Source organism: Microbacterium sp. NPDC028030 (genome assembly GCF_040637855.1).
In the GTDB taxonomy this organism is placed as follows: domain Bacteria; phylum Actinomycetota; class Actinomycetes; order Actinomycetales; family Microbacteriaceae; genus Microbacterium.
Map to the genome: position 1 here is coordinate 410,714 of NZ_JBEZXF010000003.1, position 23,444 is coordinate 434,157.

Genomic DNA, 23,444 nt, shown 5'->3' on the forward strand with positions numbered 1-23,444 from the left:
GCGACGCCCCGCACAGAGCAGAATGGGCTCATGATCCCGCCGCTCGCAGAACTGATCGACTCGGCCAGGGTCGTCGCCCTCCCGATGCACAGTCGCTTCCGCGGCGTCGACGTGCGCGAGGCCCTGCTGTTCGAGGGCCCGGAAGGGTGGGCGGAGTTCTCGCCGTTCACGGAGTACGACGACGCTGAGGCCGCGACCTGGCTGGCCGCCGCGATCGACTTCGCGTGGCGTGAGCAGCCGACGCCGCTGCGCGACCGGATCGGCGTGAACGCCACGGTGCCGACGATCGACGCCGCGCGCGTTCCTGAGCTGCTGACGCGATTCCCGGGGTGCCGCACGGCGAAGGTCAAGGTCGCCGAGCCCGGCCAGACGCTCGCCGACGACGTGCAACGGGTGCGGGCCGTCCGCGACGCCATGGGACCGGAGGGACGCATCCGCGTCGACGCGAACGGCGCCTGGAACGTCGACGAGGCCGAGCACGCCGTGCACGCGCTGGGCGAATACGACCTGGAGTACGTGGAACAGCCGTGTGCGAGCGTGGCCGAGCTGGCCGACCTGCGCAGGCGCGTGAAGTACATGGGCATCCCGGTGGCCGCAGACGAGAGCGTCCGGAAGTCGACCGACCCGCTGGCCGTCGCCCGTGCCGGAGCCGCCGACCTGCTCGTCGTCAAGGCTCAGCCGCTGGGCGGCATCACGCACGCGCTGCAGATCGTGACCGCCGCGGGGCTCCCGGTCGTGGTGTCGAGCGCCTTGGACACCGCGATCGGGCTGTCGCAGGGCGCCGCACTCGCTGCGGCACTTCCGGCCCTCGATTACGACTGCGGTCTCGGCACAGCCTCGCTCTTTCTCGACGACGTGGCCGACCGGCGCCCGGTCGACGGAGCGATCGCCGTCGGTCGTGTGACGCCCGAGCGCGACGCCCTCACGCGTCTCGCCGCATCGGACGAGCGCCGGGAGTGGTGGCTGGCTCGCCTCGCACGCTGCCACTACGAATTGACGGCCGCCGCGGGGTGATCGAGGCTAGGACTCGATGAGCAGCTGAACCAGACGTCCGAGTTCCTCGCCGCCCGAGTGGCGCAGCTGCGCGTCATCCTGACCCGCCATCGCTCCACGCACGGTCATGCCCTCCCAGATGATCATGAGCATGCGCGCGGCGGTCTCGGCGGGCAGCCGCAGCCGCAGGAGTCCCGCAGTGACGATGTCGTCGACGATTCGGGCGATGCTCGAGACCATCTCGCGCTCCTGCGCGAGGTAGGCCTCGCCGAATTTCGGGTCGCGGAGCGCCCGGATGCGGATCTCGCTCAACAGCATCACGCCGAGGCGATCGTCTCCGCCCAACTCCATGATCTGCTGCACGAGGTCGATGGGATCGCACCCCTCGACCAGCGCGCCGGCAGCGGTCAGCTCCTCGACACGCGTGCGCACGGCGTTGACGCGCACCTCCGAGACACTCGCGGCGAGCATCAGGAACAGCTCGTCCTTCGACTCGAAGTTCGAGTAGAACGCGCCCCGCGTGAATCCGGCACGCTCGCACACCGCCTCGACCGAGGCGCCGTCGAGACCGACCTCGGCGAACACCTGCGCCGCCGCTTCGAGCAGACGCGCGCGCGTGTTCACGCGACTTCGGGTTGCGGGTGTCGACATCGATCCCTCCTGACCCTTCACTCTCGCACGATTCACACCCCGCACACAGACTCATCCTGGCGGGTCACCTTACGATACAACTATGTATTGGATACACCTGTGTATCCACCCCGCACCCTTCGGAGGAACGCGTGTCCACTCTCCTGTCCTCGCTCGGACGCTGGTCGTTCCGGCACCCCTGGCGCGTCCTCGTTTCGTGGCTGCTCGCACTCGGCATCGCCGGAGCAGGAGCGCTCGTGCTGGGCGCAGGCACGGACAACACGTTCTCGATCCCCGGCACCGAGTCGCAGGCTGGACTCGAGCAGCTCTCGCGCTCCTTCCCGCAGGTGAGCGGAACGAACGCACAGTTCATCGTCGTGGCCGCCGACGGCGACCAGATCACGGATGACGACTACCGCGAGCACATCGAAGACGCCGTCGACGAGCTTTCCGACCTCGACGGCGTGCTCGCCGCGACCTCACCCTACGACGAGATGGTCAGCGGCATGATCGACGACGACGACACGGCGGCCATCGTCCGTGTGCAGTTCGACGGCGAATCGACCGATGTCTCGGAGGACACGAAAGACGCTCTGCGCACCGTCGTCAGCGACCTCGACGCCGAGCTCCCCGACGGCGCGCAGACCTCACTCGGCGGCGACCTCTTCGCGATCTCCATCCCCGGCGTCACCCTGACCGAGGCCGTCGGACTCCTGATCGCCCTGCTGGTGCTCATCGTCACGTTCCGGTCGTTCGTGGTGGCCGGACTCCCCCTGCTCACCGCGATCCTCGGCGTCGGCATCTCCATGGCCGGGATCTTCACCGCGACCGCCTTCGCGACTGTCTCCTCCACCACCCCGCTGCTGGCACTCATGCTCGGGCTCGCGGTCGGCATCGACTACGCGCTGTTCATCATGGCGCGACATCAGGATCAGGTGCGCGAGGGTGTCGATCCGGAGGAGTCCGCCTCCCGCGCGGTCGGCACGGCCGGTTCCGCGGTCGTGTTCGCCGGCGTCACAGTGCTCATCGCCCTGATCGGCCTCGGTTTCGCCGGCATCCCGTTCCTGACGACCATGGGCGTCGCGGCCTCGGTCGCGGTCGCCGTCGCCGTCGCGATCGCCGTGACCCTCACTCCCGCCCTGCTCGGATTCATGAAGGGCAAGGTGGTCGGCCGCCCACGGCGCGCCCCGAAGGCGAGGAAGAAGAAGGGCGCGGACGACGTCCCCGACGACGCACCGATGGCTCCGCCTCGCGCCAAGGGCAGCCTCCGATGGGTGAACGGCGTGACCAAGCGGCCCGTCCTGGTGTCGCTCGCCGTCGTGATCGGCCTCGGGGTCGTGGCCATCCCCGCTCTGAGCCTCAACCTCGCCCTGCCGAACGCCGGGGTGCTGCCGAAGGACTCCGAGGCCAGGCAGACCTACGACCTCGTGGGCGAGGAGTTCGGCCCCGGCTTCAACGGTCCGCTGATCCTCACGGGCACGATCGTCACCTCCACCGACCCCCTCACCCTGATGGAAGACCTCGGAGACGCCGTCGCCGACGTCCCCGGAGTCAAGGAGGTCGCCCTCGCGACACCGAACGAGACGGCAGACACCGGCATCGTGCAGATCATCCCGGAGACCGCACCGGACGACCCGGCGACGGCCGACCTGGTGCGTGAACTCCGCAGCCACCACGACGAGTGGCTCGACGAGTTCGGCATCGACCTCAAGGTGACCGGCTTCACGGCGGTGGGCATCGACATCTCCGACCAGCTCGGCAACGCGCTGCTGCCCTTCGGCATCTTCGTGATCGGCCTCTCGCTGATCCTGCTGACGATCGTGTTCCGTTCGGTGTGGGTGCCGATCACCGCGGCAGCGGGATACCTGCTCTCGATCGTCGCCGCGTTCGGCGTCGTCGGAGCCGTGTTCGAATGGGGCTGGTTCGCCGACCTGCTGCACGTCGCCAAGGTCGGTCCGATCATCAGCTTCATGCCGATCATCCTGATGGGCGTGCTGTTCGGACTCGCGATGGACTACCAGGTCTTCCTCGTCTCGCGCATGCGGGAGGACTTCGTGCACGACCCGGACTCGAAGAGCCCCGATCGGGCGAAGCGGCGCGCCGCGGCATTGCGCACAGTGCGCAGCGGCTTCACCGGTTCGGCGAAGGTCGTCACCGCGGCCGGACTGATCATGTTCGCGGTGTTCGTGGCGTTCGTCCCCGAAGGAGACTCGTCCCTCAAGCCGATCGCGCTCGGTCTCGCCGCCGGCATCGCGATCGACGCCTTCCTGGTGCGGATGACCCTCATCCCGGCGCTGATGGCGATCCTCGGGGAACGCGCCTGGGAGCTCCCGCGCTGGCTGGAGAAGATCCTGCCCCGCGTGGATGTCGAAGGCGAGGCCGTCGAACGCGAGCGCCACCTCGCCGACTGGCCGGGCGACGGATCCGTCATCGCCGCCGACGACCTCGAGATCGCTGCGGACGCACCGATCATCGAAGGCCTCTCGCTGCGTCTGCCCGATTCAGGGGCACTCGTCGCGACCGGAGGTGACGTGCGCGCGCGGCGAGCACTCGCGCTCACGGTCGCCGGGCGGCTGACGCCGACGGATGGCCGCATCCGCGTGGCGGGTCACCTGCTGCCTGGTCGCGCCGCCTGGGTGCGCGCCCACGTGGGCTGCGTGCTCGTCGACGACGCCGACGCCGCGCTGGACGACCTCGTCGAAGCCCTGCGAGGCGCCTCACGCCTCGTCGTGATCGACGGACTCGACCGTCTCACCGGCGGCCGACGGGATCAGGCGACGGCGATGCTGCGCGATGCCGCTGCCGCCCGCTCCCTCGCGGTGTTCGTCACCGCATCCGATGCCCACGCCGCCCGCACCATCCTCGCCGAGGCGGGATGGCCCGAGGCGCAGACTCTCGACACGTGTGCTCCCCACCGAAGCGCCGCAGAATCTACCGAGGTGACCGCATGACCCTCCCCATCGAGCGCGCACGCTCCCGCAAGCCCATCACCTGGCTGACCATCCTCGGCGTGCTGCTGCTGCCCGCCGCGGTCGGCGGCATCCTGGTCGCGGCACTGCAGAACCCGACCGAGCGCCTGGACTCCATGACCGCGGCGATCGTCAACCTCGACGAGCCCGTGACGATCGACGGGCAGACCACCCCGCTCGGCCGCCAGCTCGCCGCGGGACTCGTCGACGGATCCGACGACCTCGACTCGAACCTCACCTGGGTCATCTCCAACGAGGACGATGCGAAAGACGGGCTCGCCGACGGCTCCTACCAGGCCGTCATCACGATCCCCGAAGACTTCTCCGCTGCGGCCACCTCGGCCGGCACAGCCATCTCCGACGGCGGCGGCGACGCGGAGCAGGCAACCATCACAGTGACGACCCCGGATGACGGGCTCGTCGCCGACGACCTCATCACCGGCCAGATCGCCGACGTCGCCGCATCGACGATGGGCACGATGCTCACCGAGGCGACGACCGAGAACATCCTCGTGGGCTTCACCACGATCGGCGACCAGATCGGCGATGCGGCGGACGGCGCGCTTCAGCTCGCGGACGGCGCTCGCGACGCGGCTACCGGCGCGGCGGCGATCCCCGACGGCGCCTCGAAGCTGGCCTCCGGAGCGGGCGAACTCGGAACCGGCGCCTCTTCGCTCGCGACCGGACTCGACACCATCGCGGGCAAGACGAGGGAGGCCGCGGCCGGCGCGGCGCAGATCGGGTCGGGGCTGACCAGCGGCGGAACGACCCTGCAGCAGAACGTCGGCGGGACGCAAGAGCTTGTCGGCGCGATCCAGGGGGCATCCGCGTCGGCGAAATCGGCCTCGGACACGTCGATCGCTCTGGCCGGGAGGCTCGGAGCGCTGGCACAGACCGCCTGCACGCGACCCGTCGCAGACCAGGCGCAGTGCGACCTGTACACCTCCCTTGCCTCCGACGCGGCAGCCGTGGCGAAGGCTGCCGGGACCGCATCCGGCACCCTCAACAATCCGAAGGTCGCCGGTGGCGTCGCCGCACTCCCCGGCACCTTCAGCACTCTCGCATCGAGCATGACGCAGGCGGGCACCGGCGCGACGCAGCTCGCGGGCGGGCTCACCCAGCTCGCGGATCAGGGCATCGCGGCATCCGCGACCGGCGCACGGGGCATCGCCTCGGGTGCGGGCCAGCTGTCGGAGGGCGCGACCGCGCTCGCCGACGGGGCTACCGAGCTCACGACCGGGCTCGACACCCTGGCGACCGGTACCAGCGACCTCGCGGGTGGGCTGCGCACAGCATCCGATTCGCTCCCGTCGTTCAGCGACAACGACTCGAAGTCGCTCGCCTCGGTGATCGCCGACCCCGTGTCGTCGAACTCCTCGATGAACACGATCTTCGGCCCGACCGCGATCCCGCTCCTGGCAGCGGTCGTGCTGTGGTTCGGCGGGCTGGCGACCTTCGTGGTCATGCGCGCCCACACCGCCCGCACGCTCACCTCACGCCGATCGTCGGCGACGCTGACACTGCGGGCGTTCGCTCCCGCCGCGCTGATCGGAGCAGGGCAAGGACTGCTGGTGTCGCTGATCGTGCAGATCGTGGCCAGTTACGACGCGGCCACCTGGTGGGCGTTCGCCGGCACCGCGGTGCTCGCCGGCGTGGTGTTCGCGGCGGTCAACCAGGCACTCGTCGCGCTGTTCGGCGGCGTCGGACGGTGGATCTCCGCACTTGTCGGCGTCCTGGCCGTGGCGACCGGGCTGATCTCGACCGTGCCAGGGTGGCTGGCGGCGCTCGGGGCGGCTCTGCCCACGGCTCCGGCCTTCGCGGGTCTGATCGCCGGAAGCGGGTCCGCGGTCGCGGCCCTGGCGGTGTGGGGCGTGCTGTCGCTCGTGGCCACGACTCTCGCGGTGACGCTGCGGCGCACCACCTCGGCCAAGGCGCTCCTCGCCACCACCTGACACGTGTCCCTCCCCCGGCCTGGCGCGTCGACATGTGACGCGCCGGGCCAGCGTTTGTGACCGTCTCCGTTTCGCATGCGGCGCGCCGCGACCTAGGCTCCTGCTATGCGCCGACCGTTCATGGACACCCCCGAGCAACTCGCGAGCCTGGAGGGGCAGCAGTACCTCGTGCTCCGGCCCACCGGGGCGGTCGCCGAGGTCTACCAGGAGGTCCAGGATGCCGCGCTCGCACGCCTCGACTCCCCGGCACGGCGTCCGCACACCGGGCACATCACCCTCCGGGGCTTCTACGAGCCGGAACGTCGTGCAGAGCTCGCCGCGCTGATCCGTATGTGGGCCGCGCAGCAGCGCCCGATCGAAGCGATCGCCGAAGCTGTGGACGAGTTCCCCTCTCCCTGGCAGATCGTGATCGTGCGCCTCGCCCGCAGCGCGTCACTCGTCTCGGCGTACTCGTCCCTGACCACTGCATTGGACGGCACGAGCTTCCGCCGCCTCGGCGAACTGCCGCTGGAGGACTGGACCTTCCACCTGTCGGTGATCTACGGAAAGACTCTCCAGCCGGAGGAGTGGTCGCGGTTCACACAGGCGGAGCTGCGCGCCTTCGAACCAGCGTCCACCGAGACGATCACCGAAGCCGAACTGGTCTGGTACGAAGACGGCATCGAACACGCCGAGGTGCTGCCCCTCGGCGGTTGACGCGGGCCTCAGCTCAGGCCGGAGTAGGCGTGCAGGCCCTTGAAGAAGACGTTCACGATCGTGAAGTTGAAGATCACGGCCGAGAACCCGACGATCGCCAGCCAGGCGGAGGGATTGCCGCGCCACCCGCGGGTCGCGCGCGCGTGGATGTAGCCGGCGTAGATGACCCAGATCACGAAGGTCCAGGTCTCCTTGACGTCGAAGCCCCAGAAGCGGCTCCAGGCGTAGTACGCCCAGATCGAGCCGGCGATGAGCGTGAATGTCCACAGGATGAACCCGATGATCGTGAACATGTACGCCAGGCTCTCCAGGCGAACGGATCCCGGGAACGTGCGGAGGAATCCGGGGCCGGTCTTCTCTGCGCCTTCGGCGACGAGGCGCTCACGACGCGACTGCATGAGCTGGATCACCGAGAGGGCGAACGCGAGCGCGAAGAACGCCGTCGCGAGCGAGGCGACGAAGACGTGGATGATGAGCCACACGCTCTTCAGCGGGTCCATCAGGGGCGAGACCTCGACATAGAAGTTCGTCGCGCCGAGGCCCAGCAGCACGACGACCAGGCCGGTGATGAAGGTGCCGAGGAAGCGGAGGTCCAGACGGGTCAGCACGATGAGGTACACCGCGATGATGAGCAGCGTGCCGATCATCGCGAACTCGTAGAGGTTGGCCCAGGGCACACGTCCTGCCGCGATACCGCGGGTCACGGTCGCCGCCAGGTGGAACAGGAAGCCGAGGACCGTGAGCGAGGTGCCGATGCGGGCCATGACGAATCGCTGCGGCGGCGCGTCACCGGATGCACCGGGCGCGCCGGTGGATGCGGTTGCCGCTCCGCCAGCCGCCCCGACGAGCACCGGTTCGCGGACGGTCTGCGCATCGGCCGTGGCCTGCGAGCGCCGCGCGAGATCGAAGGCGTAGGCCACGAAGGCCGCCGCGTAGATCGCGATCGCCGTCCAGAGCAGGACCGGCGAGATCACGTTGAGCTCGAGCATGGTGTCAGTCTACTTTCCGGGTGTCGGGTGCCGGGGCTTCCGGCGCAGCGGACTCCTCCGCGGTGTCTTCAGCGCTCGGGCGCGGTGTCGTCCCACCGGCAGCGTCGAGCAGACGGGCGTGGCCGGCGACGAGGTCGTCGACGGCAGCGGCGAGCGTCGGGTCTTCGCCGCGAGCCAGCGCGGCATACTCGAACGCGATCTCGCCGTCGTGCGCCGTGGCCTTGACCCACACGCGACGACGCGGCACGAACAGCGCGATCATGAGTCCACCGAGAGCCAGCAGCGCGAAGCCGAGCACCCAGACACCGGACTCGTCGCGGTGGATCTGCAGCGAGGCGAACCGCTTCACCGACTCCGAGGCGTCCGTCGCCCCCGCCGGCGACTCGTCGTCGAAGGTGACCGAGCCGAGGCCGTTCGGCAGCTGGGCCGTCTGCCCGGGGCTGAGCTTGATCGACTCGACATCGGTGGTGCGTCCGGTGAGCTTGGTCATCCCGGTGGTGTCGAGCACGTAGACGGAGCGCGGAACGCCTTCGTTGATACCCAGATCCCCGGTGTACACGTCGAACGTGAGCGTGGGGTTGGTGAGGTCGCCGTAGGCGGAGAAGAACGCCCCGTCCTCGAGGACGCCCGTCGTCGGGTAGAAGAAGCCGACGAGCCCGACCTGCTCGGCCAAGCCGTCCGGCACCTTGAGCACGCCGAGCGAGGTCATGTTGTTGTCCTGCGGGAGGAACGGGGTGCTGCCGGTGAAGACCACCGTTCCGTCGGGATCGCGCACCGTCACGGTCGGCGCGTAGCCGTTGCCGAGGAGGAACACATCGTCGTCGGCGACCGCGAGAGGTTCGTTGACCTTGACGGCGCCGGTACGCTCCTCGCCGTTCTCCTGCACCGTGACGTTGGCCGAGAAGTCGCCGGCCTGACCGGACCCGGGCTCGCCGAACGGCTGGTATGTGACGTCGAAGGAGTCGAGGCGCATCGAGTACGGAGCGAAGGCGTCATCGCCAACGAAGCGCCCGCGGTTCATCGAGTCGTAGTCGAGAAGCGTGTTGGCGAAGGTCTCGCCCTCGACGAGCACGCGCTGGCCGGTGTACGAGAACCCACCGCCGACGCCGACCGTGACGAGCACGCCCACGAGCGCGAGGTGGAACAGCAGGTTGCCGGTCTCGCGCCAGTATCCGCGCTCGGCGGAGACCGAGAAGGTGCGGCCGCGGTCGTAGCGCTCCACCCGGTAGCCGAGCGCCTTGAGCTGTTTCGTCGCCACATCGATCGACGCAGCGGCCTCCGCCTCGGCATCCCCCGTCTTGGTGCCGGAGCCGGCGGACGGGTCGCGCGTGACCGCGCGATAGTCCTCGAGGCGCTGGAGTCGGGCCGGAGTGCGGGGCGGACGCGCACGCAGCGCCTTCGCGTGGTGCTTGATGCGCGGGATCACGCAGCCCACGAGCGAGGCGAACAGCAGCAGGTAGATCGCCGAGAACCACGGCGACAGGTAGACGTCGAACAGCTTCAGGCCGTCGAGGATCGGGAACAGGTCGGGGTTCTCGCGCTCCCACTGCGTGACGCCGTTCGGGTCGGCCATGCGCTGCGGGAAGATCGAGCCGGGGATCGCCGCGATCGCCAGCACGAGCAGCAGGATCAACGCTGTGCGCATCGAGGTCAGCTGCCGCCACCCCCACCGCAGCCACCCGACGAAGCCGAGCCGGGGCTGGGCGATCGAGTCGTCGCCGTCGACGTGGTCGGACGGGCGGAGCGGATCGCTGGAGTCGCTGTGCACGGCACCCTTGTTCTTCGTCATGGTCTTCTCCGTGCGGGCGTTCGTCTCGGTGCGGTCGGTGCGGTCAGAGCGGGAGGATGACACTGCCGATCACCGCCGTCAGCCGCGACATGATGTCGGTCCACAGGCCGGTGACCATCAGGACGCCGAGCAGGATCAGCATCACGCCGCCCACGATGTTCACCACGCGGATGTGGCGGCGGAGGAACCCGATCGCCTTGGTCGCCCAGCCGAAGCCGAGCGCGACGAGCAGGAACGGGATGCCGAGTCCGAGGGAGTAGGCCAGGCCGAGGAACCCCGCGCGCACGGGGTCACCGGCGTTGAAGGACAGGGCCAGGATCGCGGCGAGCGTCGGGCCCATGCAGGGCGCCCAGCCGATGCCGAGTGCGACGCCGAGGAGCGGGGCCCCGATGATGCCGGCTTTAGAGTCCACGTGGAAGCGGAGCTCCTTCTGCGCGAAGCCGAAGAGGCCGAGGAATACGAGTCCCATCGCGATGATCACCACGCCGAGGATGCGCGTGATCAGGTCACCCCACTGCAGCAGGAACACACCGACGGTGCCGCCGAGCACGGTGTAGAGGATGAACACGATCGTGAAGCCGAGGATGAACAACAGCACGCCGAGCACGAGGCGGCCCCGCGTCGTGGTCGCGGTGGACTGCACCGTGGTCGAGGCATCCCCGTCTGCGACGGTGGTCTGCCGCGGGGCGACAGCGCCCCCGAGGAAGCCGAGGTAGCCGGGCACGAGCGGGAGGACGCACGGAGACAGGAACGACACGAGGCCCGCCAGCATCGCGACCGGGATCGCGATCCAGAGGGCGCCGGAGCCGATGATCGCTTCGGGGTTCACGGCGCTCCGAGGCTGCTCACGAGTCCTCCGCGAGCGTGTCCTTGACGAGTGTGGAGAGGATCGACGGTCCGTCGATCGGGCCGATGATCTTCGCAGCGACGCGGCCCTGCTTGTCGAGCACGAGCGTGGTGGGCGTGGCGGCGATCGGCACGACCTTCGCGAACGCGAGCTTGGCCTCGGCGGTGTCGACGTCGATCAGGCTCGGGTAGGTGATGTCGTACTCGTCGGCGAAGGCGATGGCCGTGTCCGCCTGATCGCGCGTGTTGATGCCGACGAACGAGACGTCTTCGTCGGCGAACTTCTGCCACACCGACTCGAGGTCGGCGGCTTCGAGGCGGCACGGCGCGCATCCGGCGTACCAGAAGTTGACGACCGTGACCTGCCCGGCGATGTCGGCGCTGTCGAACTTCTCGCCGGTCTCGGTGACTCCGCCGAACTCCACGGGCTCGCCGCGCTCGGCGACGGGGATCTCGACGATCGCCCCGTCGGCCGCGATATACCCGGTATTCTCCCCGCTCAGGAACGACTGGCTGACCGGATCGGGAGCGCAGGCGCTCAGACCGATCGCGAGCACCGCAGCGAGCGCGGCACCGACCGCACGGCGCGAAGGCCGAATGCGGGAGGAGCGGCCGCTGCGGATCGAGGAAACCGTCGAATCGCGTGGCACGACTCCGAGTTTACGCAGAGGATCCTATGCACGAGGTGGATGCGGAGCGGCTCGAGACGGTCCTCAGAACCGCGCCAGAACGTCGTCGACCCCGGCCCGGAACCGCGGACAGGTGGCGATGTCGTGGGCGCGGCATCCCATGGCGTGCTCCGTCATCTCCCGCGAGCGCCGCATCTCCTCCATCCGCCGGTCGATGTCGTCCAGGTGCTGCTGGAGCACCTGGTGTCGCCCGGTGCTCCCGTCGTCGAGCAGCACGGCGATCTGGTCGAGGCTCATGCCCGCGGCTTTGCTGCGCTGGATCACCGCGATGCGCACGACGTCGTCCTCGCCGTAGCGTCGTCGTCCTGCATCGTCGCGCGACGGCCGCAGCAGGCCGACCGACTCCCAGTGCCGCAGCACGTTGGTCGGCAGTTCGAACCGGGCGGCGACATCGCCGACGGACCAGGGATGCTCGGCGCTTGACTTCATGTTGACATGAAGTCACAGACTGTGGGAGAACGCAACTCCCCCGAAAGGACTGACATGTACGACGCCATCGTGATCGGTGCAGGGCCGGCAGGTCTGCAGGCCGCTCTGACCCTCGGACGGATGCACCGCTCGGCACTGCTGCTTGATTCGGGCGAGTACCGCAACGGCACGGTGCTGCACATGCACAACATGGTCGGCGAGGACGGGACACCCCCGGCGGAGTTCCGCGCGACGGCCAGAGCCGAGCTCGCCGCCTACGACGACGTGGAGGTGCGCGACCTCTCCGCCACGTCCATCTCCGCCGCCGAGACCGGGTTCGAGGTGCAGCTCTCGGACGGATCGAGTGCGACCGGACGTCACATCGTGCTGGCCACGGGCGTCGCCGATGACCTTCCGCCGGTGCCGGGGCTGCAGGACCTGTGGGGCACTCACGCCTTCAGCTGCCCGTTCTGCGACGGACACGAGCACGCCGGTACCCCGATCGGCATCCTCGGGGCGGCGCCGAGAGCCGCGCACCTGATCGGCCTGCTCGGTCGCATCGTGGGCGACATCACGGTCTTCCCGGTCGGAGAGCCGTTCGCCGACGAGGACACGGCGATGCTCCAGGAACGCGGCGTGCGCGTCAGCTCCGCCCCCGCGGCATCCGTCGAGAAGAGCGACGGCGGCGTGCGGATCCGCACCGCGGATGACGAGTTCGCCGTCGGCGGGGTCTTCGTGGCGTCGGGGACGATGCGTCAACGCGCCCCCTTCGCCGCAGACCTCGGACTCCGGATGCTCGAGTCGGGATCCATCGAGATCGACGAGTTCGGGCGTACGTCGTACCCCGGCGTCTTCGCCGCGGGCGATCTCGCGCACCGCGCGACGCTCCCCGGGCCGATGGCGTCGGTGCTGCTGGCGGCCGCCGCCGGGCAGCTGGCCGCCGTCGGCATCATCCAGTCCCTGCTGGCGGCCGAGCACTGACTCCGTCTCGAATCGCGCCGGTGGTGCCATCCGTCACCGGGATCCGGCCTTTTGCGCGATTCGAAACGGGATTCAGACCGCGCCGACGTCGACCGCGCCGCCCGTGGCCGCTGGCTCGGCATAGGCGACTTCGCGCCAGACGTCGCCGACGCGTTCGAACGAGGTGACGCTCGACAGCGCGCAGCGCCGGGTGCGCGGGTCGTGTCGCAGGGGCAGCCCCGCGATCCGCAGGTGCGTGATCCAGATGGGCGCCTGGTGCGAGACCATCACCACGTCGCCGTCCGGGGCGGTGTCCCAGGCCTCGTCCATGACCCCCAGCATCCGTTCCGCGATGGAGGAGTACGGCTCACCCCAGCTCGGCAGCGACGGCTGGCGCAGGTGCCACCAGTTGAAGGGGTTCATCAGCGAGCGACGCATCTGCGTGCCCTCGAACACATTCGTCGGCTCGATCAGGCGGATGTCGATCTCCGGCACGAGGTCGAACCGTTCGACGAAGGGCTCGGCGGACTCCTGCGCACGCTCGAGCGGAGACGCGTACAGAGCGGAGACGGCTCGACCCGACGAGCCCACGTGATCGGCAGCCGCCTGCGCCATCCCTCGTCCGGCAGAGCTCAGGTGGTAGTCGGGAAGGCGGCCGTAGAGCACGCGGGCCGGGTTGTGCACCTCGCCGTGGCGGACCAGATGCAGGCGCGAAGCCGTCATGTCACGCCTCGCGGTAGCGGGAGTCGCCGAAGCCGAGGATCAGGTAGCCGATGTACGGGAAGACGAACAGCAGGAAGAACGAGAACAGGCCCCCCTTGCCGAACCTCTCGCCGAGCTTGACGGCGACGATGATGCCGAAGATGAAGCCGACGATCGGGATCAGGTACAGCAGTGCGAGCCAGCCGGACATCCCGGCGATCTTGACGAGGAAGATCACATTCACGATGGGGATGATCGCGAGGATGCCGGGGTAGCCGGCCTTCGTGAAGACCTTCCAGAGGCCGATGACGACGAGGACGTAGAAGACGAGGGCGATCAGCCCGGTCGTCCCCGAGAAGATCGCGCCGAAGAGGTCGGAGATGCCGTTGGAGTCCATGATGCGCCTTTCTGTCCTGGCGATCATACTGAGCGCCCGGTACGGGCCGAGCGGGCGACGCGGTCCCCCGTAGAATGGGCGGGTTCCCCATTTCCCAGATCAGAAGGAATACTCCGTGCTTCGCACCCACTCGGCAGGCTCGCTGCGAGCAGAGCACATCGGTCAGACCGTCACCCTCGCGGGGTGGGTCGATCGCCGTCGTGACCACGGAGGAGTCGCCTTCATCGATCTGCGAGACGCCTCCGGCATCGCCCAGGTCGTCATCCGGGACGAGGAGATCGCCCATCCGCTGCGCAACGAGTTCGTGCTGCGGGTGACCGGCGAGGTGTCGCGTCGACCGGAGGGCAACGCGAACCCGAACCTGCCCACCGGCGAGATCGAGCTCATCGCGAGCGACGTCGAGGTGCTGAACGAATCGGCCCCGCTTCCCTTCCAGGTCTCCACCGCTGTCGCCGAGACCGAGACGGTCGGCGAAGAGGCACGCCTCAAGTACCGCTACCTCGACCTGCGCCGCCCGGCGCCGGCCTCCGCCCTGCGTCTGCGCTCGAACGTCTACAAGGCGATCCGCGACGTGCTGCACGCCGATGACTTCACCGAGGTCGAGACGCCGACCCTGACCCGCTCGACCCCGGAGGGCGCCCGCGACTTCCTCGTGCCGGCGCGACTGAGCCCCGGCAGCTGGTACGCGCTGCCGCAGTCTCCGCAGCTGTTCAAGCAGCTGCTCATGGTCGGCGGCGTGGAGAAGTACTTCCAGATCGCTCGCTGCTACCGCGACGAGGACTTCCGCGCCGACCGCCAGCCCGAGTTCACGCAGCTCGACATCGAGATGAGCTTCGTCGACCAGGAAGACGTGATCGCGCTCATGGAGTCGCTCATCGTGGCGATGTGGGCCACGATCGGCGTCGAGGTGCAGACCCCGCTGCCGCGCATGACCTACGCCGAGGCGATGGCCAAGTACGGCTCCGACAAGCCCGACCTGCGCTTCGGTCTCGAACTCGTCGACGCGACCGAGTACTTCAAGGACACGCCCTTCCGGGTCTTCCAGGCAGAGTACGTCGGCGCGGTGCGCATGCCCGGTGGCGCCTCGCAGCCACGCAAGCAGCTCGATGCCTGGCAGGACTGGGCGAAGCAGCGCGGTGCTCGTGGCCTCGCATACGTGCTCTTCAACGAGGACGGCTCGCTCGGCGGCCCTGCGGCGAAGAACCTCTCCGAGGCTGAGCAGGCAGGGCTCGCCGCACTCGTGGGCGCCGAACCGGGCGACTGCGTCTTCTTCGCCGCCGGCTCCACGAAGGAGAGCCGCGCGCTGCTCGGCGCCGCACGCGTCGAGATCGGCCGTCGTCTCGGCTACCTGAACCCCGATGAGTTCGCCTTCACCTGGGTCGTGGACGCCCCGATGTTCGAGCCTGCCGCCGACGCGGTGGCCTCGGGCGACGTGGCCGTCGGCGCGGGTGCCTGGACGGCCGTGCACCACGCGTTCACGGGCCCGAAGCCCGAGTTCCAGGACACGTTCGACACCGACCCCGGATCGGCCCTCGCCTACGCGTACGACATCGTGTGCAACGGGTCCGAGCTCGGCGGCGGCTCGATCCGCATCCACCGCGAAGACGTGCAGAAGCGCGTGTTCGAGGTCATGGGCATCAGCGACGAGCAGGCCGACGAGCAGTTCGGGTTCCTGCTCGACGCGTTCAAGTTCGGTGCTCCGCCCCACGGCGGGATCGCGCTCGGCATGGACCGCGTGCTGCAGCACCTGACCAAGACCGAGTCGATCCGCGAGGTCATCGCCTTCCCGAAGTCGGGCAACGGCTACGACCCGCTGACCGCGGCTCCGGCTCCCATCACCGCCGCACAGCGCGCCGAAGCGGGCGTGGACGCGGAGCCCGAGGACGAGTCCGACTGAGGTCCGCCCCGCGCGGGATCAGGCACTCACGCCGGATCAGGCGGTTCTGCACAGAACCTGCCTGATCCGGCGTTTCTGCCTGACCTGGCGCGGTGTCACGAGGCGAGAAGAGCCAGCGCCGGCACGATGTTCTCGTTCCACACGTCGACGCCGAGCTTCGCGATCAACGCGACCACGACCACGAGGAACACCACCCGGATGAAGGTCGTACCGCGCGAGATGGCCATGCGCGACCCGAGGTAGCTGCCCGCCACGTTGGCCACCGCGAGGATGCCGCCGAACAGCCACAGCACCGCGCCATGGGGGATGAACAGCATCAGCGCCCCGGCGTTCGTGGCGAGGTTGACGATCTTGGCCTTCGCGCTCGCCTGCAAGAAGTCGTAGCCGAGCAGGGCGACGAGCGTGATCACCAGGAAGGTACCCGTGCCCGGACCGATCATCCCGTCGTAGAAGCCGATGCCGAGTCCTGCCGCACCCGCCATGATGTGGTGCTTGTGCCCGTGGTACCGCAGCTTCGTCGCCGCTCCCATCTGCGGCCGGAACGCGGTGAACAGGGCGACGACGAGCAGGGCGATCACGATGATGGGCTTGAACGCGGCGGGCGGCAGCACGGTCGCAACGGCAGCGCCTCCGAACGAGCCGATGAAGGCGATCGCCGCCATCGGCAGGGCCGTGCGGATGTCGGGTTTCGCGCGGCGATAGTACGTCACGCTGCTCGTCGCCGTGCCGAAGATCGAGGCCAACTTGTTCGTGGCGAGCGCCTGCACGGGCGAGATGCCGGGGATCAGCAGCAGAGCGGGCAGCTGCAGCAGCCCTCCCCCGCCGACGACCGCATCGATCCACCCGGCGCAGAACGCGGCGACCACGACGAGCAGCAGCATCCCCCAGGTGAGCTGCTCGAGTCCGAGCACGGCGCCGATATCCACCTGGCCATGATTCCAGAGTGCGGGCGTCGACCCCGCATCCACCCCCGCGCACTGACAGACTGGGGCCATGCTCGACGCCCTCCCCCTGCCGCATCCGTTCGCCTCGCGTGTCGGGGACGCGCTCCTGCGCAGGGCGACTCCCGACGACGCGGATGCCGTGATCTCGCTGCTCGCCGACGACCGGATCAGCGCCGCTCGCGGCGATGTGGCCTCCGAAGCCGATCGTCCGGCGTACGAGAAGGGGCTTCGCGAGATCCTCTCCGAACCGTCGAACGACCTGCTCGTCGTCGAGCTCGCCGGCGAGATCGTCGGCACGCTGCAGCTCACCTCGATTCCGGGGATGGCACGACGCGGGTCGCGGCGGCTCCTGGTCGAGGCCGTGCGCGTCCGGAGCGATCTGCGCTCATCGGGCATCGGCTCGGCCGTGATGCGCTGGGTCGGCGAGGCCGCGGCTCCCGCTGTAGGGGCCTCCATGGTGCAGCTCACCTCGGATGCCGCGCGCACCGACGCCCACCGTTTCTACGAGCGCCTCGGTTACGTCGGGTCGCACCGCGGCTTCAAGTACACGGTTCCCTCACGCTGAGCGCCTGCCGCCCCCGAGCGTCCACCGTCGCGCCACCGTCCGTTCACTTGAGCCGCGACGGTCGGCAACCTCGGCCTCATAGTGTCCTCTCGCAACCCGACACCGGCTCACAGCGCCGGACACCGAGAGGACACTCATGGCTCGCATCACCCGCCGCGCGCGCATCGGCGCCGGCATCGCCCTGGCCGCGACGGCCGCACTCGTTCTGACCTCCTGCGCCACCGCCACAGACGCCCCCGCCGCCGGCGACTCCGATGTGGACGCCTCCACTGCGACCTCGTTGGAAGACTTCGGCACCTTCGCCGACCTCGAAGCCGCGGCCAAGGCGGAGGGATCACTCAACGTCATCGCCCTCCCGCGCGACTGGGCGAACTACGGCGAGATCCTCGACCTCTTCGCCGAGAAGTACCCGGAGATCACCATCAACGAGGCCTCGCCCGATGTCTCCAGCGCCGAAGAGATCCAGGCCGCGGAGACGAACAAGGGCCTCGACACGGCTCCTGACGTGTTCGACCTGGGCCTGACGGTCGCTCTGCAGAACACCGACACCTTCGCGCCGTACCAGGTGCAGACGTGGGACGAGATCCCCGACGAGCTCAAGGAGCCGACCGGACTCTTCGTCGGCGACTACGGCGGATACATGTCGATCGGCTACGACTCGTCGAAGTTCGATGCTCCCTCCGAGCTCGCCGACCTCCTCGCGGCCGACTACAAGGGCTCTGTGGCGATCAACGGCGACCCGACGCAGGCCGGTGCTGCTTTCGCGGCCGTGGGACTCGCCACCGTGCAGTCGGACGGCACTCTCGACGACTTCCAGCCCGGTATCGACTTCTTCTCGGAGCTGCAGAAGGCCGGCAACCTGCTCAAGGTCGACGTCACCACGGCCACCATCGCGAGCGGCGAGACGCCGGTGGTGTTCGACTGGGACTACCTGAACGCCTCGCACACCGCAGACAACGAAGACTGGAAGGTCGTCGTGTTCGACGGCACGGGTTATGCCGGGTACTACAACCAGGCCATCAACATCGACGCCCCGCACCCCGCCGCCGCGCGCCTGTGGCAGGAGTTCCTCTACAGCGACGAGGTGCAGAACCTCTGGCTGAAGGGCGGCGCTCGCCCCGTGCGCATGGAGGCCATGACCGAGGCCGGCACGATCGACGCCGACCTCGCAGCCGCGCTCCCGGAAGCGCCGGAGGAGACCGTGGTTCCGACGGAGGAGCAGTCGACCAACGCCGGCACGCTCCTCGGCGAGAAGTGGGCCGCGGCGGTCCAGTGACCACCCTCACCGCAACGGGGGCGGATGCTGCGGCATCCACCCCCGCGATCCCCGCCGGGTCCTCGCACGATGCGAGGGCCCGGCGGGCCGCGCCGTCGTTCGCCTGGCTCGGGCTCGTCCCGTTCGCCGCCTACGTCGTCCTGTTCCTCGCGGTGCCGACCGTGCTCGCGATCGGCTCCGGGTTCTTCGACGACGTCGGCGCCTTCACCTGGAGCAACGTCGCCGCCCTCGGCGACCCCGTCGTGCTGAACACCTTCGCGAACTCCGCATGGCTCTCTGCGCTGACGGCCGTGGTGGGCGCTCTCGTCGGAGCGCTGGTCTGCTATGCCCTGCTCGGGGTCAATCCCGACGGCGCGATCCGTTCCTCGATCGATGCCGCGGCGGGTGTGCTCGCGCAGTTCGGCGGCGTCATGCTGGCGTTCGCGTTCATCGCCACGATCGGGATCCAGGGGGTGATCACGCTCTTCCTCAAGGACACGTTCGGAGTGGACATCTTCGCGAACGGCACCTGGCTCTATGAGCTGCCAGGGCTGATCCTGCCGTACATCTACTTCCAGGTACCTCTGATGATCATCACCTTCATGCCCGCTCTCGCCGCGCTCAAGCCGCAATGGGCCGAGGCCAACCTCACCCTCGGCGGCACCGGAGCCAGCTTCTGGGTGCGGATCGGCATCCCCGTGCTCGCGCCCTCGTTCCTCGCCAGCCTGCTGCTGCTGTTCGCGAACGCGTTCTCGTCGTATGCGACGGCCGCCGCGCTCGCGAGTCAGGGGTCGCAGATCGTGCCGCTGCAGATTCGCACCGCCCTCACGAGCGAGACCCTTCTCGGTCGCGAGAATCTCGCCGGAGCGCTCGCGCTCGGCATGATCGTCGTCGTCGGCATCGTGATGGCGCTGTACTCGCTGATCCAGCGCCGAGCGGCACGGTGGCAGTCGTGACCGGCATCGGCCCCTCCCGGGCGACGCGGTGGATCATCGGCCTCATCGTCGGTGCGTTCTTCGCGATCCCCTTGATCTCGACCTTCCTCTTCACCCTTCGAGGCAAGGACGGACCCTCCCTCGAGCGGTGGATCACCGTCTTCGACCCCGCAGCCTCCGCCGCGATCAAGCCGATCTGGACGGGCCTCGGCAACTCCCTGATCCTCGCGGTCGTCACCGTCGCGATCGTGCTGCTTCTGCTCGCGCCGACGATGATCCTCGTCAACCTGCGTTTCCCGACGCTCAAGCCCGCCTTCGAGTTCGCGGTGCTGCTGCCCATCTCGATCCCCGCGATCGTGCTCGTCGTCGGGCTCGCGCCCATCTATCTGCAGATCGGCCGCACGTTCGGCACCGGCACCTGGACCCTCGCCTTCGCGTACGGCATCACGGTGCTGCCGTTCGCATTCCGTTCGATCCAGGCATCGATCGACGCGGCCGACCTGCGCACCCTCTCCGAAGCCGCCCGCTCGCTCGGCGCGAGTTGGCCGACGGTCGTGCTCAAGGTACTCGCGCCGAACCTGCGCCAGGGTCTTCTCGCCGCATCCCTGATATCGATCGCGGTCGTGCTCGGCGAGTTCACAATCGCCTCACTCCTGAACCGCCAGGTGTTCCAGACCGCCATGGTCGTCGTGCAGAAACAGGATCCGTACGCCCCGGCGATCTTCACCTTGCTCGCCCTGGCCTTCGTCTTCTTGCTGCTCCTCCTCATCGGCCGCGTCGCTCGCGGCCCCCGAAAGGCCCGCTCATGACCGTCGACAACGCGCTGCCGCGCACCAAGGACAACCTGCTGCTCGCCCGCGCCGGCGAAGGCACACGGGTCGAGCTTCACGGCATCGTGAAGAGCTATTCCGGAACGCGGGTGCTGCACGGGGTGGATCTCGACATCGCCCCCGGCGAGTTCGTCTCCCTTCTCGGCCCGTCGGGGTGCGGCAAGACGACGCTGCTGAGGGTGCTCGCCGGCCTCGAAGGTGCGGATGAGGGCAGCGTGCTGCTCGGCGGCGGCGACGTCTCTCGAGTGCCGACCAACAAGCGCGACATCGGCATGGTCTTCCAGTCCTACTCCCTCTTCCCCCATCTGCGGGTCGTCGACAACACGGCCTTCGGCCTGCGGCGGCGGGGGCTGGGGAAGGCGGAGGCCGCTCGACGTTCGCTCGATGCACTCGCCCTGGTCGGCCTCTCCGACTTCGCCGACCGCTTCCCGCATCAGCTGTCGGGCGGGCAGCAGCAGCGCGTCGCCCTGGCCCGTGCCCTGGTCACGGAACCCAAGGTGCTGCTCCTCGACGAGCCGCTGTCGGCGCTGGACGCGAAGGTGCGGGTACAGCTGCGCGACGAGATCCGCCGTCTTCAGCTGCGCCTCGGCATCACCACCGTGTTCGTCACACACGATCAGGAGGAGGCCCTTGCCGTCTCCGACCGGATCGCCGTCATGAACGCCGGGCGCATCGAGCAGATCGGTTCCCCCGAGCAGCTGTACACGACCCCGTCGACCGCGGGGGTGGCGGCGTTCGTCGGGCTCTCCAGTGTCGTGTCGGGAGTCGCCGAGGGAGATCACGTGCGGGTGTGGGGCCAGCGGCTCCCCCTCCAGGCCCCGGCTGACGGCCCGGTCGACGTGTACCTCCGGCCCGAGAACGTCTACTTCGCGTCCGAGGCCGATGCGGCGACCGACGCTCTCGTCGAAGAGAGCACTTTCCTCGGCAGCATGCGACGCACACTGGTGCGCACCGAATCGGGTGAACTCGTGCGCGTTCAGCATGCTCCGGGCATCCACCCGTCGTTCGGCGACCGCGTGCGCATCGCCGTCTCCCCCGAGCCGGTGGCCGTGCACCCGCGCACCTGACCGGCTGCCCTTCCCCCGGGCTGGCACTGAACGCTAGCGTGAGGCCCGAGGGGCGGGGTCCCCTTCATCCGAGAGAGAAAGGACGCCTCATGGCAGGCACGTTCGAGCTGTACACCGACAAGTCCGGCGAGTACCGGTTCCGTCTCAAAGCCGGCAACGGTGAGGTCATCGCGATCAGCGAAGGCTATTCGTCGAAGTCGGCCGCACTGAACGGGATCGACTCCGTCCGACGGAATGCCGCCGATGCCGAGGTCGTCGAAGCCTGACCTCCGACCCGCACTTCACGCCGAGACCCCGTGCCGCTGATGATGGCGACACGGGGTCTCGGTCTGTGGCGAGGCGCCGTAAGAGCTCAGAGCACGCGCGAGAGGAAGTCCTTCGTGCGCTGATGCTGCGGGTTTCCGAGCACCTCGCGCGGGTCGCCTTCCTCCACGATGTTCCCGCCGTCCATGAAGATCAGGCGCGAGCCGACCTCACGCGCGAAGCCCATCTCATGCGTGACGACGAGCATCGTCATCCCCTCATCGGCCAGCGACCGCATGACCTGCAGCACCTCGCCGACGAGTTCGGGGTCGAGCGCCGATGTCGGCTCGTCGAAGAGCATCATGTCGGGGTTCATGCAGAGCGCGCGGGCGATGGCGACGCGCTGCTGCTGTCCACCCGAGAGGTGGCCGGGGTAGGCGTCGGCCTTCTCCGCCAGTCCGACACGGGCGAGCATGGCGTGCGCGATCTGCTCGGCTTCCTTCTTGGAGCGCTTCTTCACGCGCTGCTGCGCGATCGTGAGGTTGCCCAGCACGTCGAGGTGCGGGAACAGGTTGAAGCTCTGGAAGACCATGCCGATGCGGGTCCGCACGCGGTCGATGTCGACGTCGGGGTCGGTGATGTCGATGCCCTCGATCAGCACCGTGCCGCCTGTCGGCTCCTCGAGCAGGTTCACCGACCGCAACAGGGTCGACTTGCCGGAACCCGACGGCCCGATCACGCAGACGACCTCGCCCTTGGTGACTGTGAGGTCGATGCCCTTGAGCACCTCGTTGTCGCCGAAGCTCTTCACGAGTCCGCGCACGTCGATCGCGGGGGCGTGCACATCGATCAGTTCGGTGATCATCGCTGCCTCGACATCCGTCGCTCCAGCCACGCACTGAAGCGCGTGAGCGGGATCGTCACGATCAGGTACAGGATCGCCGCCATGATCAGCGGCGTTCCGTTCGCGTTCTGCGTGCTCGCGTCGCGGGCGAACGTGGTGAGCTCCTTCGACCAGATGAAGGAGCCGGCCACGAACAGCAACGACGTGTCCTTGAGCAGCAGCACGAACTCGTTGGTCAGTGGCGGGATGATGATCCGGAACCCCTGCGGCACGATGATCCAGAACGTCGTCTTCATGGGCGACATGCCGAGCGAGCGTGCCGCCTCGGTCTGCCCCTTCGGAACGGCCTGGATCCCGGCGCGGATCGTCTCCGCCATGTACGCGGAGGCGACGAGCACCAGGCCGATGAGCCCGAGGACCACGGGGCCACCGAGCTTCGTACCCGGCACGCCCAGCGCGATCGGCAGGATGAACGCGATCGCGAAGATCGTGAGGATCGCCGGCAGTCCACGGAACAGCTCGATCCAGACCGTTGCGATCCAGCGGAACGGTGCGATGGTCGACAGCTTCATCAGCGCCAGCACCACACCGAGGACGAGCCCTCCGGTGAAGGCGACCGCAGTGAACCACAGCGTGTTGACCAGAGCCGTCGTGATGATGCCGGGGAACATCTTCGCCGCGACTTCGGGGTTGAAGAACAGCGGTCCGATCTTCGCCCAGTCGGTGCTGACGATCGCCCAGACGGCGATGGCGATCAGCACCACATAAACCGAGTAACGATAGAGCTTGCTCTTCGTCGTACGCCTCAACGCCATCGTCGAGGTCCTCCTGCTCTGCTGACGCC

23 protein-coding genes are annotated in these 23,444 nt (G+C 68.7%); 12 read left to right on the top strand and 11 right to left on the bottom strand.

Annotated elements, in window-relative coordinates; genetic code table 11:
• The first annotated feature begins 30 nt into the window (after positions 1 to 30).
• Entirely contained in the window at positions 31 to 1,014 is a 984-nt protein-coding gene (locus AB0E56_RS16440) for an o-succinylbenzoate synthase (RefSeq protein ID WP_359800770.1), read from the top strand.
• A 6-nt stretch (positions 1,015 to 1,020) separates the two neighbouring features.
• Here AB0E56_RS16440 and AB0E56_RS16445 read toward each other — a convergent pair whose 3' ends face one another.
• On the bottom strand, positions 1,021 to 1,644 hold the full coding sequence (locus AB0E56_RS16445; protein WP_359800772.1) for a helix-turn-helix domain-containing protein: 624 nt from the start codon (positions 1,642 to 1,644) through the stop codon (positions 1,021 to 1,023).
• A 131-nt stretch (positions 1,645 to 1,775) separates the two neighbouring features.
• On the opposite strand from AB0E56_RS16445, the gene AB0E56_RS16450 reads away from it, so the two are divergent.
• The 3 genes from AB0E56_RS16450 (at position 1,776) to AB0E56_RS16460 (ending at position 7,240) form a co-directional block, all read left to right on the top strand.
• Positions 1,776 to 4,574 carry an MMPL family transporter gene (locus tag AB0E56_RS16450; protein WP_359800774.1) on the top strand — a complete coding sequence of 933 codons (2,799 nt, stop codon included), beginning with the start codon at positions 1,776 to 1,778 and terminating at the stop codon, positions 4,572 to 4,574.
• Positions 4,571 to 6,544, top strand: coding sequence for a YhgE/Pip family protein (locus AB0E56_RS16455; protein ID WP_359800776.1), 1,974 nt, complete (start codon positions 4,571 to 4,573; stop codon positions 6,542 to 6,544). Before AB0E56_RS16450 ends, AB0E56_RS16455 begins: the two co-directional genes overlap by 4 nt.
• A gap of 105 nt (positions 6,545 to 6,649) precedes the next feature.
• Positions 6,650 to 7,240, top strand: coding sequence for a 2'-5' RNA ligase family protein (locus AB0E56_RS16460; protein WP_359800778.1), 591 nt, complete (start codon positions 6,650 to 6,652; stop codon positions 7,238 to 7,240).
• An 8-nt stretch (positions 7,241 to 7,248) separates the two neighbouring features.
• On the opposite strand, the gene ccsB is transcribed toward AB0E56_RS16460, so the two are convergent.
• From ccsB to AB0E56_RS16485, 5 genes are all read right to left on the bottom strand, one after another.
• On the bottom strand, positions 7,249 to 8,229 hold the full coding sequence (gene ccsB / locus AB0E56_RS16465) for a c-type cytochrome biogenesis protein CcsB (RefSeq protein WP_359800780.1): 981 nt from the start codon (positions 8,227 to 8,229) through the stop codon (positions 7,249 to 7,251).
• A gap of 4 nt (positions 8,230 to 8,233) precedes the next feature.
• Positions 8,234 to 10,018: a cytochrome c biogenesis protein ResB gene (locus AB0E56_RS16470; protein ID WP_359800782.1), complete on the bottom strand. Its 1,785-nt coding sequence runs from the start codon at positions 10,016 to 10,018 to the stop codon at positions 8,234 to 8,236.
• Between the two features lie 43 nt (positions 10,019 to 10,061).
• On the bottom strand, positions 10,062 to 10,847 hold the full coding sequence (locus AB0E56_RS16475; protein WP_359800784.1) for a cytochrome c biogenesis protein CcdA: 786 nt from the start codon (positions 10,845 to 10,847) through the stop codon (positions 10,062 to 10,064).
• A 16-nt stretch (positions 10,848 to 10,863) separates the two neighbouring features.
• On the bottom strand, positions 10,864 to 11,514 hold the full coding sequence (locus AB0E56_RS16480) for a TlpA disulfide reductase family protein (RefSeq protein ID WP_359800786.1): 651 nt from the start codon (positions 11,512 to 11,514) through the stop codon (positions 10,864 to 10,866).
• Between the two features lie 63 nt (positions 11,515 to 11,577).
• A complete protein-coding gene (locus AB0E56_RS16485; protein WP_359800787.1) occupies positions 11,578 to 11,982 on the bottom strand; it encodes a MerR family transcriptional regulator in 405 nt (134 codons plus the stop codon).
• A 54-nt stretch (positions 11,983 to 12,036) separates the two neighbouring features.
• On the opposite strand from AB0E56_RS16485, the gene AB0E56_RS16490 reads away from it, so the two are divergent.
• On the top strand, positions 12,037 to 12,942 hold the full coding sequence (locus AB0E56_RS16490; RefSeq protein WP_359800788.1) for an NAD(P)/FAD-dependent oxidoreductase: 906 nt from the start codon (positions 12,037 to 12,039) through the stop codon (positions 12,940 to 12,942).
• 72 nt (positions 12,943 to 13,014) lie between these two features.
• Here AB0E56_RS16490 and AB0E56_RS16495 read toward each other — a convergent pair whose 3' ends face one another.
• On the bottom strand, positions 13,015 to 13,644 hold the full coding sequence (locus tag AB0E56_RS16495; RefSeq protein ID WP_359800789.1) for a histidine phosphatase family protein: 630 nt from the start codon (positions 13,642 to 13,644) through the stop codon (positions 13,015 to 13,017).
• Position 13,645: 1 nt separating this feature from the next.
• The gene (locus tag AB0E56_RS16500; RefSeq protein ID WP_183152007.1) at positions 13,646 to 14,020 is read right to left on the bottom strand and encodes a DUF5684 domain-containing protein; all 375 of its coding nucleotides are present in this window, start codon (positions 14,018 to 14,020) and stop codon (positions 13,646 to 13,648) included.
• 115 nt (positions 14,021 to 14,135) lie between these two features.
• Here AB0E56_RS16500 and aspS point away from each other — a divergent pair, with 115 nt between their 5' ends.
• Entirely contained in the window at positions 14,136 to 15,917 is a 1,782-nt protein-coding gene (gene aspS / locus AB0E56_RS16505) for an aspartate--tRNA ligase (RefSeq protein ID WP_359800792.1), read from the top strand.
• Between the two features lie 95 nt (positions 15,918 to 16,012).
• On the opposite strand, the gene AB0E56_RS16510 is transcribed toward aspS, so the two are convergent.
• A complete protein-coding gene (locus AB0E56_RS16510; protein ID WP_359801260.1) occupies positions 16,013 to 16,798 on the bottom strand; it encodes a TSUP family transporter in 786 nt (261 codons plus the stop codon).
• A gap of 112 nt (positions 16,799 to 16,910) precedes the next feature.
• Between AB0E56_RS16510 and AB0E56_RS16515 the strand changes: the two genes are divergently transcribed.
• From AB0E56_RS16515 to AB0E56_RS16540, 6 genes are all read left to right on the top strand, one after another.
• The gene (locus AB0E56_RS16515) at positions 16,911 to 17,426 is read left to right on the top strand and encodes a GNAT family N-acetyltransferase (RefSeq protein ID WP_359800795.1); all 516 of its coding nucleotides are present in this window, start codon (positions 16,911 to 16,913) and stop codon (positions 17,424 to 17,426) included.
• Positions 17,427 to 17,562: 136 nt separating this feature from the next.
• Entirely contained in the window at positions 17,563 to 18,702 is a 1,140-nt protein-coding gene (locus tag AB0E56_RS16520; RefSeq protein WP_359800797.1) for an ABC transporter substrate-binding protein, read from the top strand.
• Positions 18,699 to 19,637, top strand: a complete 939-nt coding sequence (locus AB0E56_RS16525) for an ABC transporter permease (RefSeq protein ID WP_359800799.1) — start codon at positions 18,699 to 18,701, stop codon at positions 19,635 to 19,637. Before AB0E56_RS16520 ends, AB0E56_RS16525 begins: the two co-directional genes overlap by 4 nt.
• Complete coding sequence (locus AB0E56_RS16530; RefSeq protein ID WP_359800800.1) at positions 19,634 to 20,425, top strand: ABC transporter permease subunit; 792 nt, start codon at positions 19,634 to 19,636, stop codon at positions 20,423 to 20,425. Before AB0E56_RS16525 ends, AB0E56_RS16530 begins: the two co-directional genes overlap by 4 nt.
• The gene (locus AB0E56_RS16535) at positions 20,422 to 21,513 is read left to right on the top strand and encodes an ABC transporter ATP-binding protein (protein WP_359800802.1); all 1,092 of its coding nucleotides are present in this window, start codon (positions 20,422 to 20,424) and stop codon (positions 21,511 to 21,513) included. The genes AB0E56_RS16530 and AB0E56_RS16535 overlap by 4 nt, the downstream gene beginning before the upstream one ends.
• Before the next feature lie 89 nt (positions 21,514 to 21,602).
• Complete coding sequence (locus tag AB0E56_RS16540) at positions 21,603 to 21,779, top strand: YegP family protein (RefSeq protein ID WP_183152001.1); 177 nt, start codon at positions 21,603 to 21,605, stop codon at positions 21,777 to 21,779.
• Between the two features lie 86 nt (positions 21,780 to 21,865).
• On the opposite strand, the gene AB0E56_RS16545 is transcribed toward AB0E56_RS16540, so the two are convergent.
• Both AB0E56_RS16545 and AB0E56_RS16550 read right to left on the bottom strand, forming a co-directional pair.
• Positions 21,866 to 22,621 (bottom strand): amino acid ABC transporter ATP-binding protein, encoded by a 756-nt coding sequence (locus AB0E56_RS16545; protein WP_359800804.1) that lies wholly within the window; start codon positions 22,619 to 22,621, stop codon positions 21,866 to 21,868.
• Positions 22,618 to 23,415: an amino acid ABC transporter permease gene (locus AB0E56_RS16550; protein WP_359800806.1), complete on the bottom strand. Its 798-nt coding sequence runs from the start codon at positions 23,413 to 23,415 to the stop codon at positions 22,618 to 22,620. Before AB0E56_RS16550 ends, AB0E56_RS16545 begins: the two co-directional genes overlap by 4 nt.
• Positions 23,416 to 23,444: the final 29 nt, after the last annotated feature.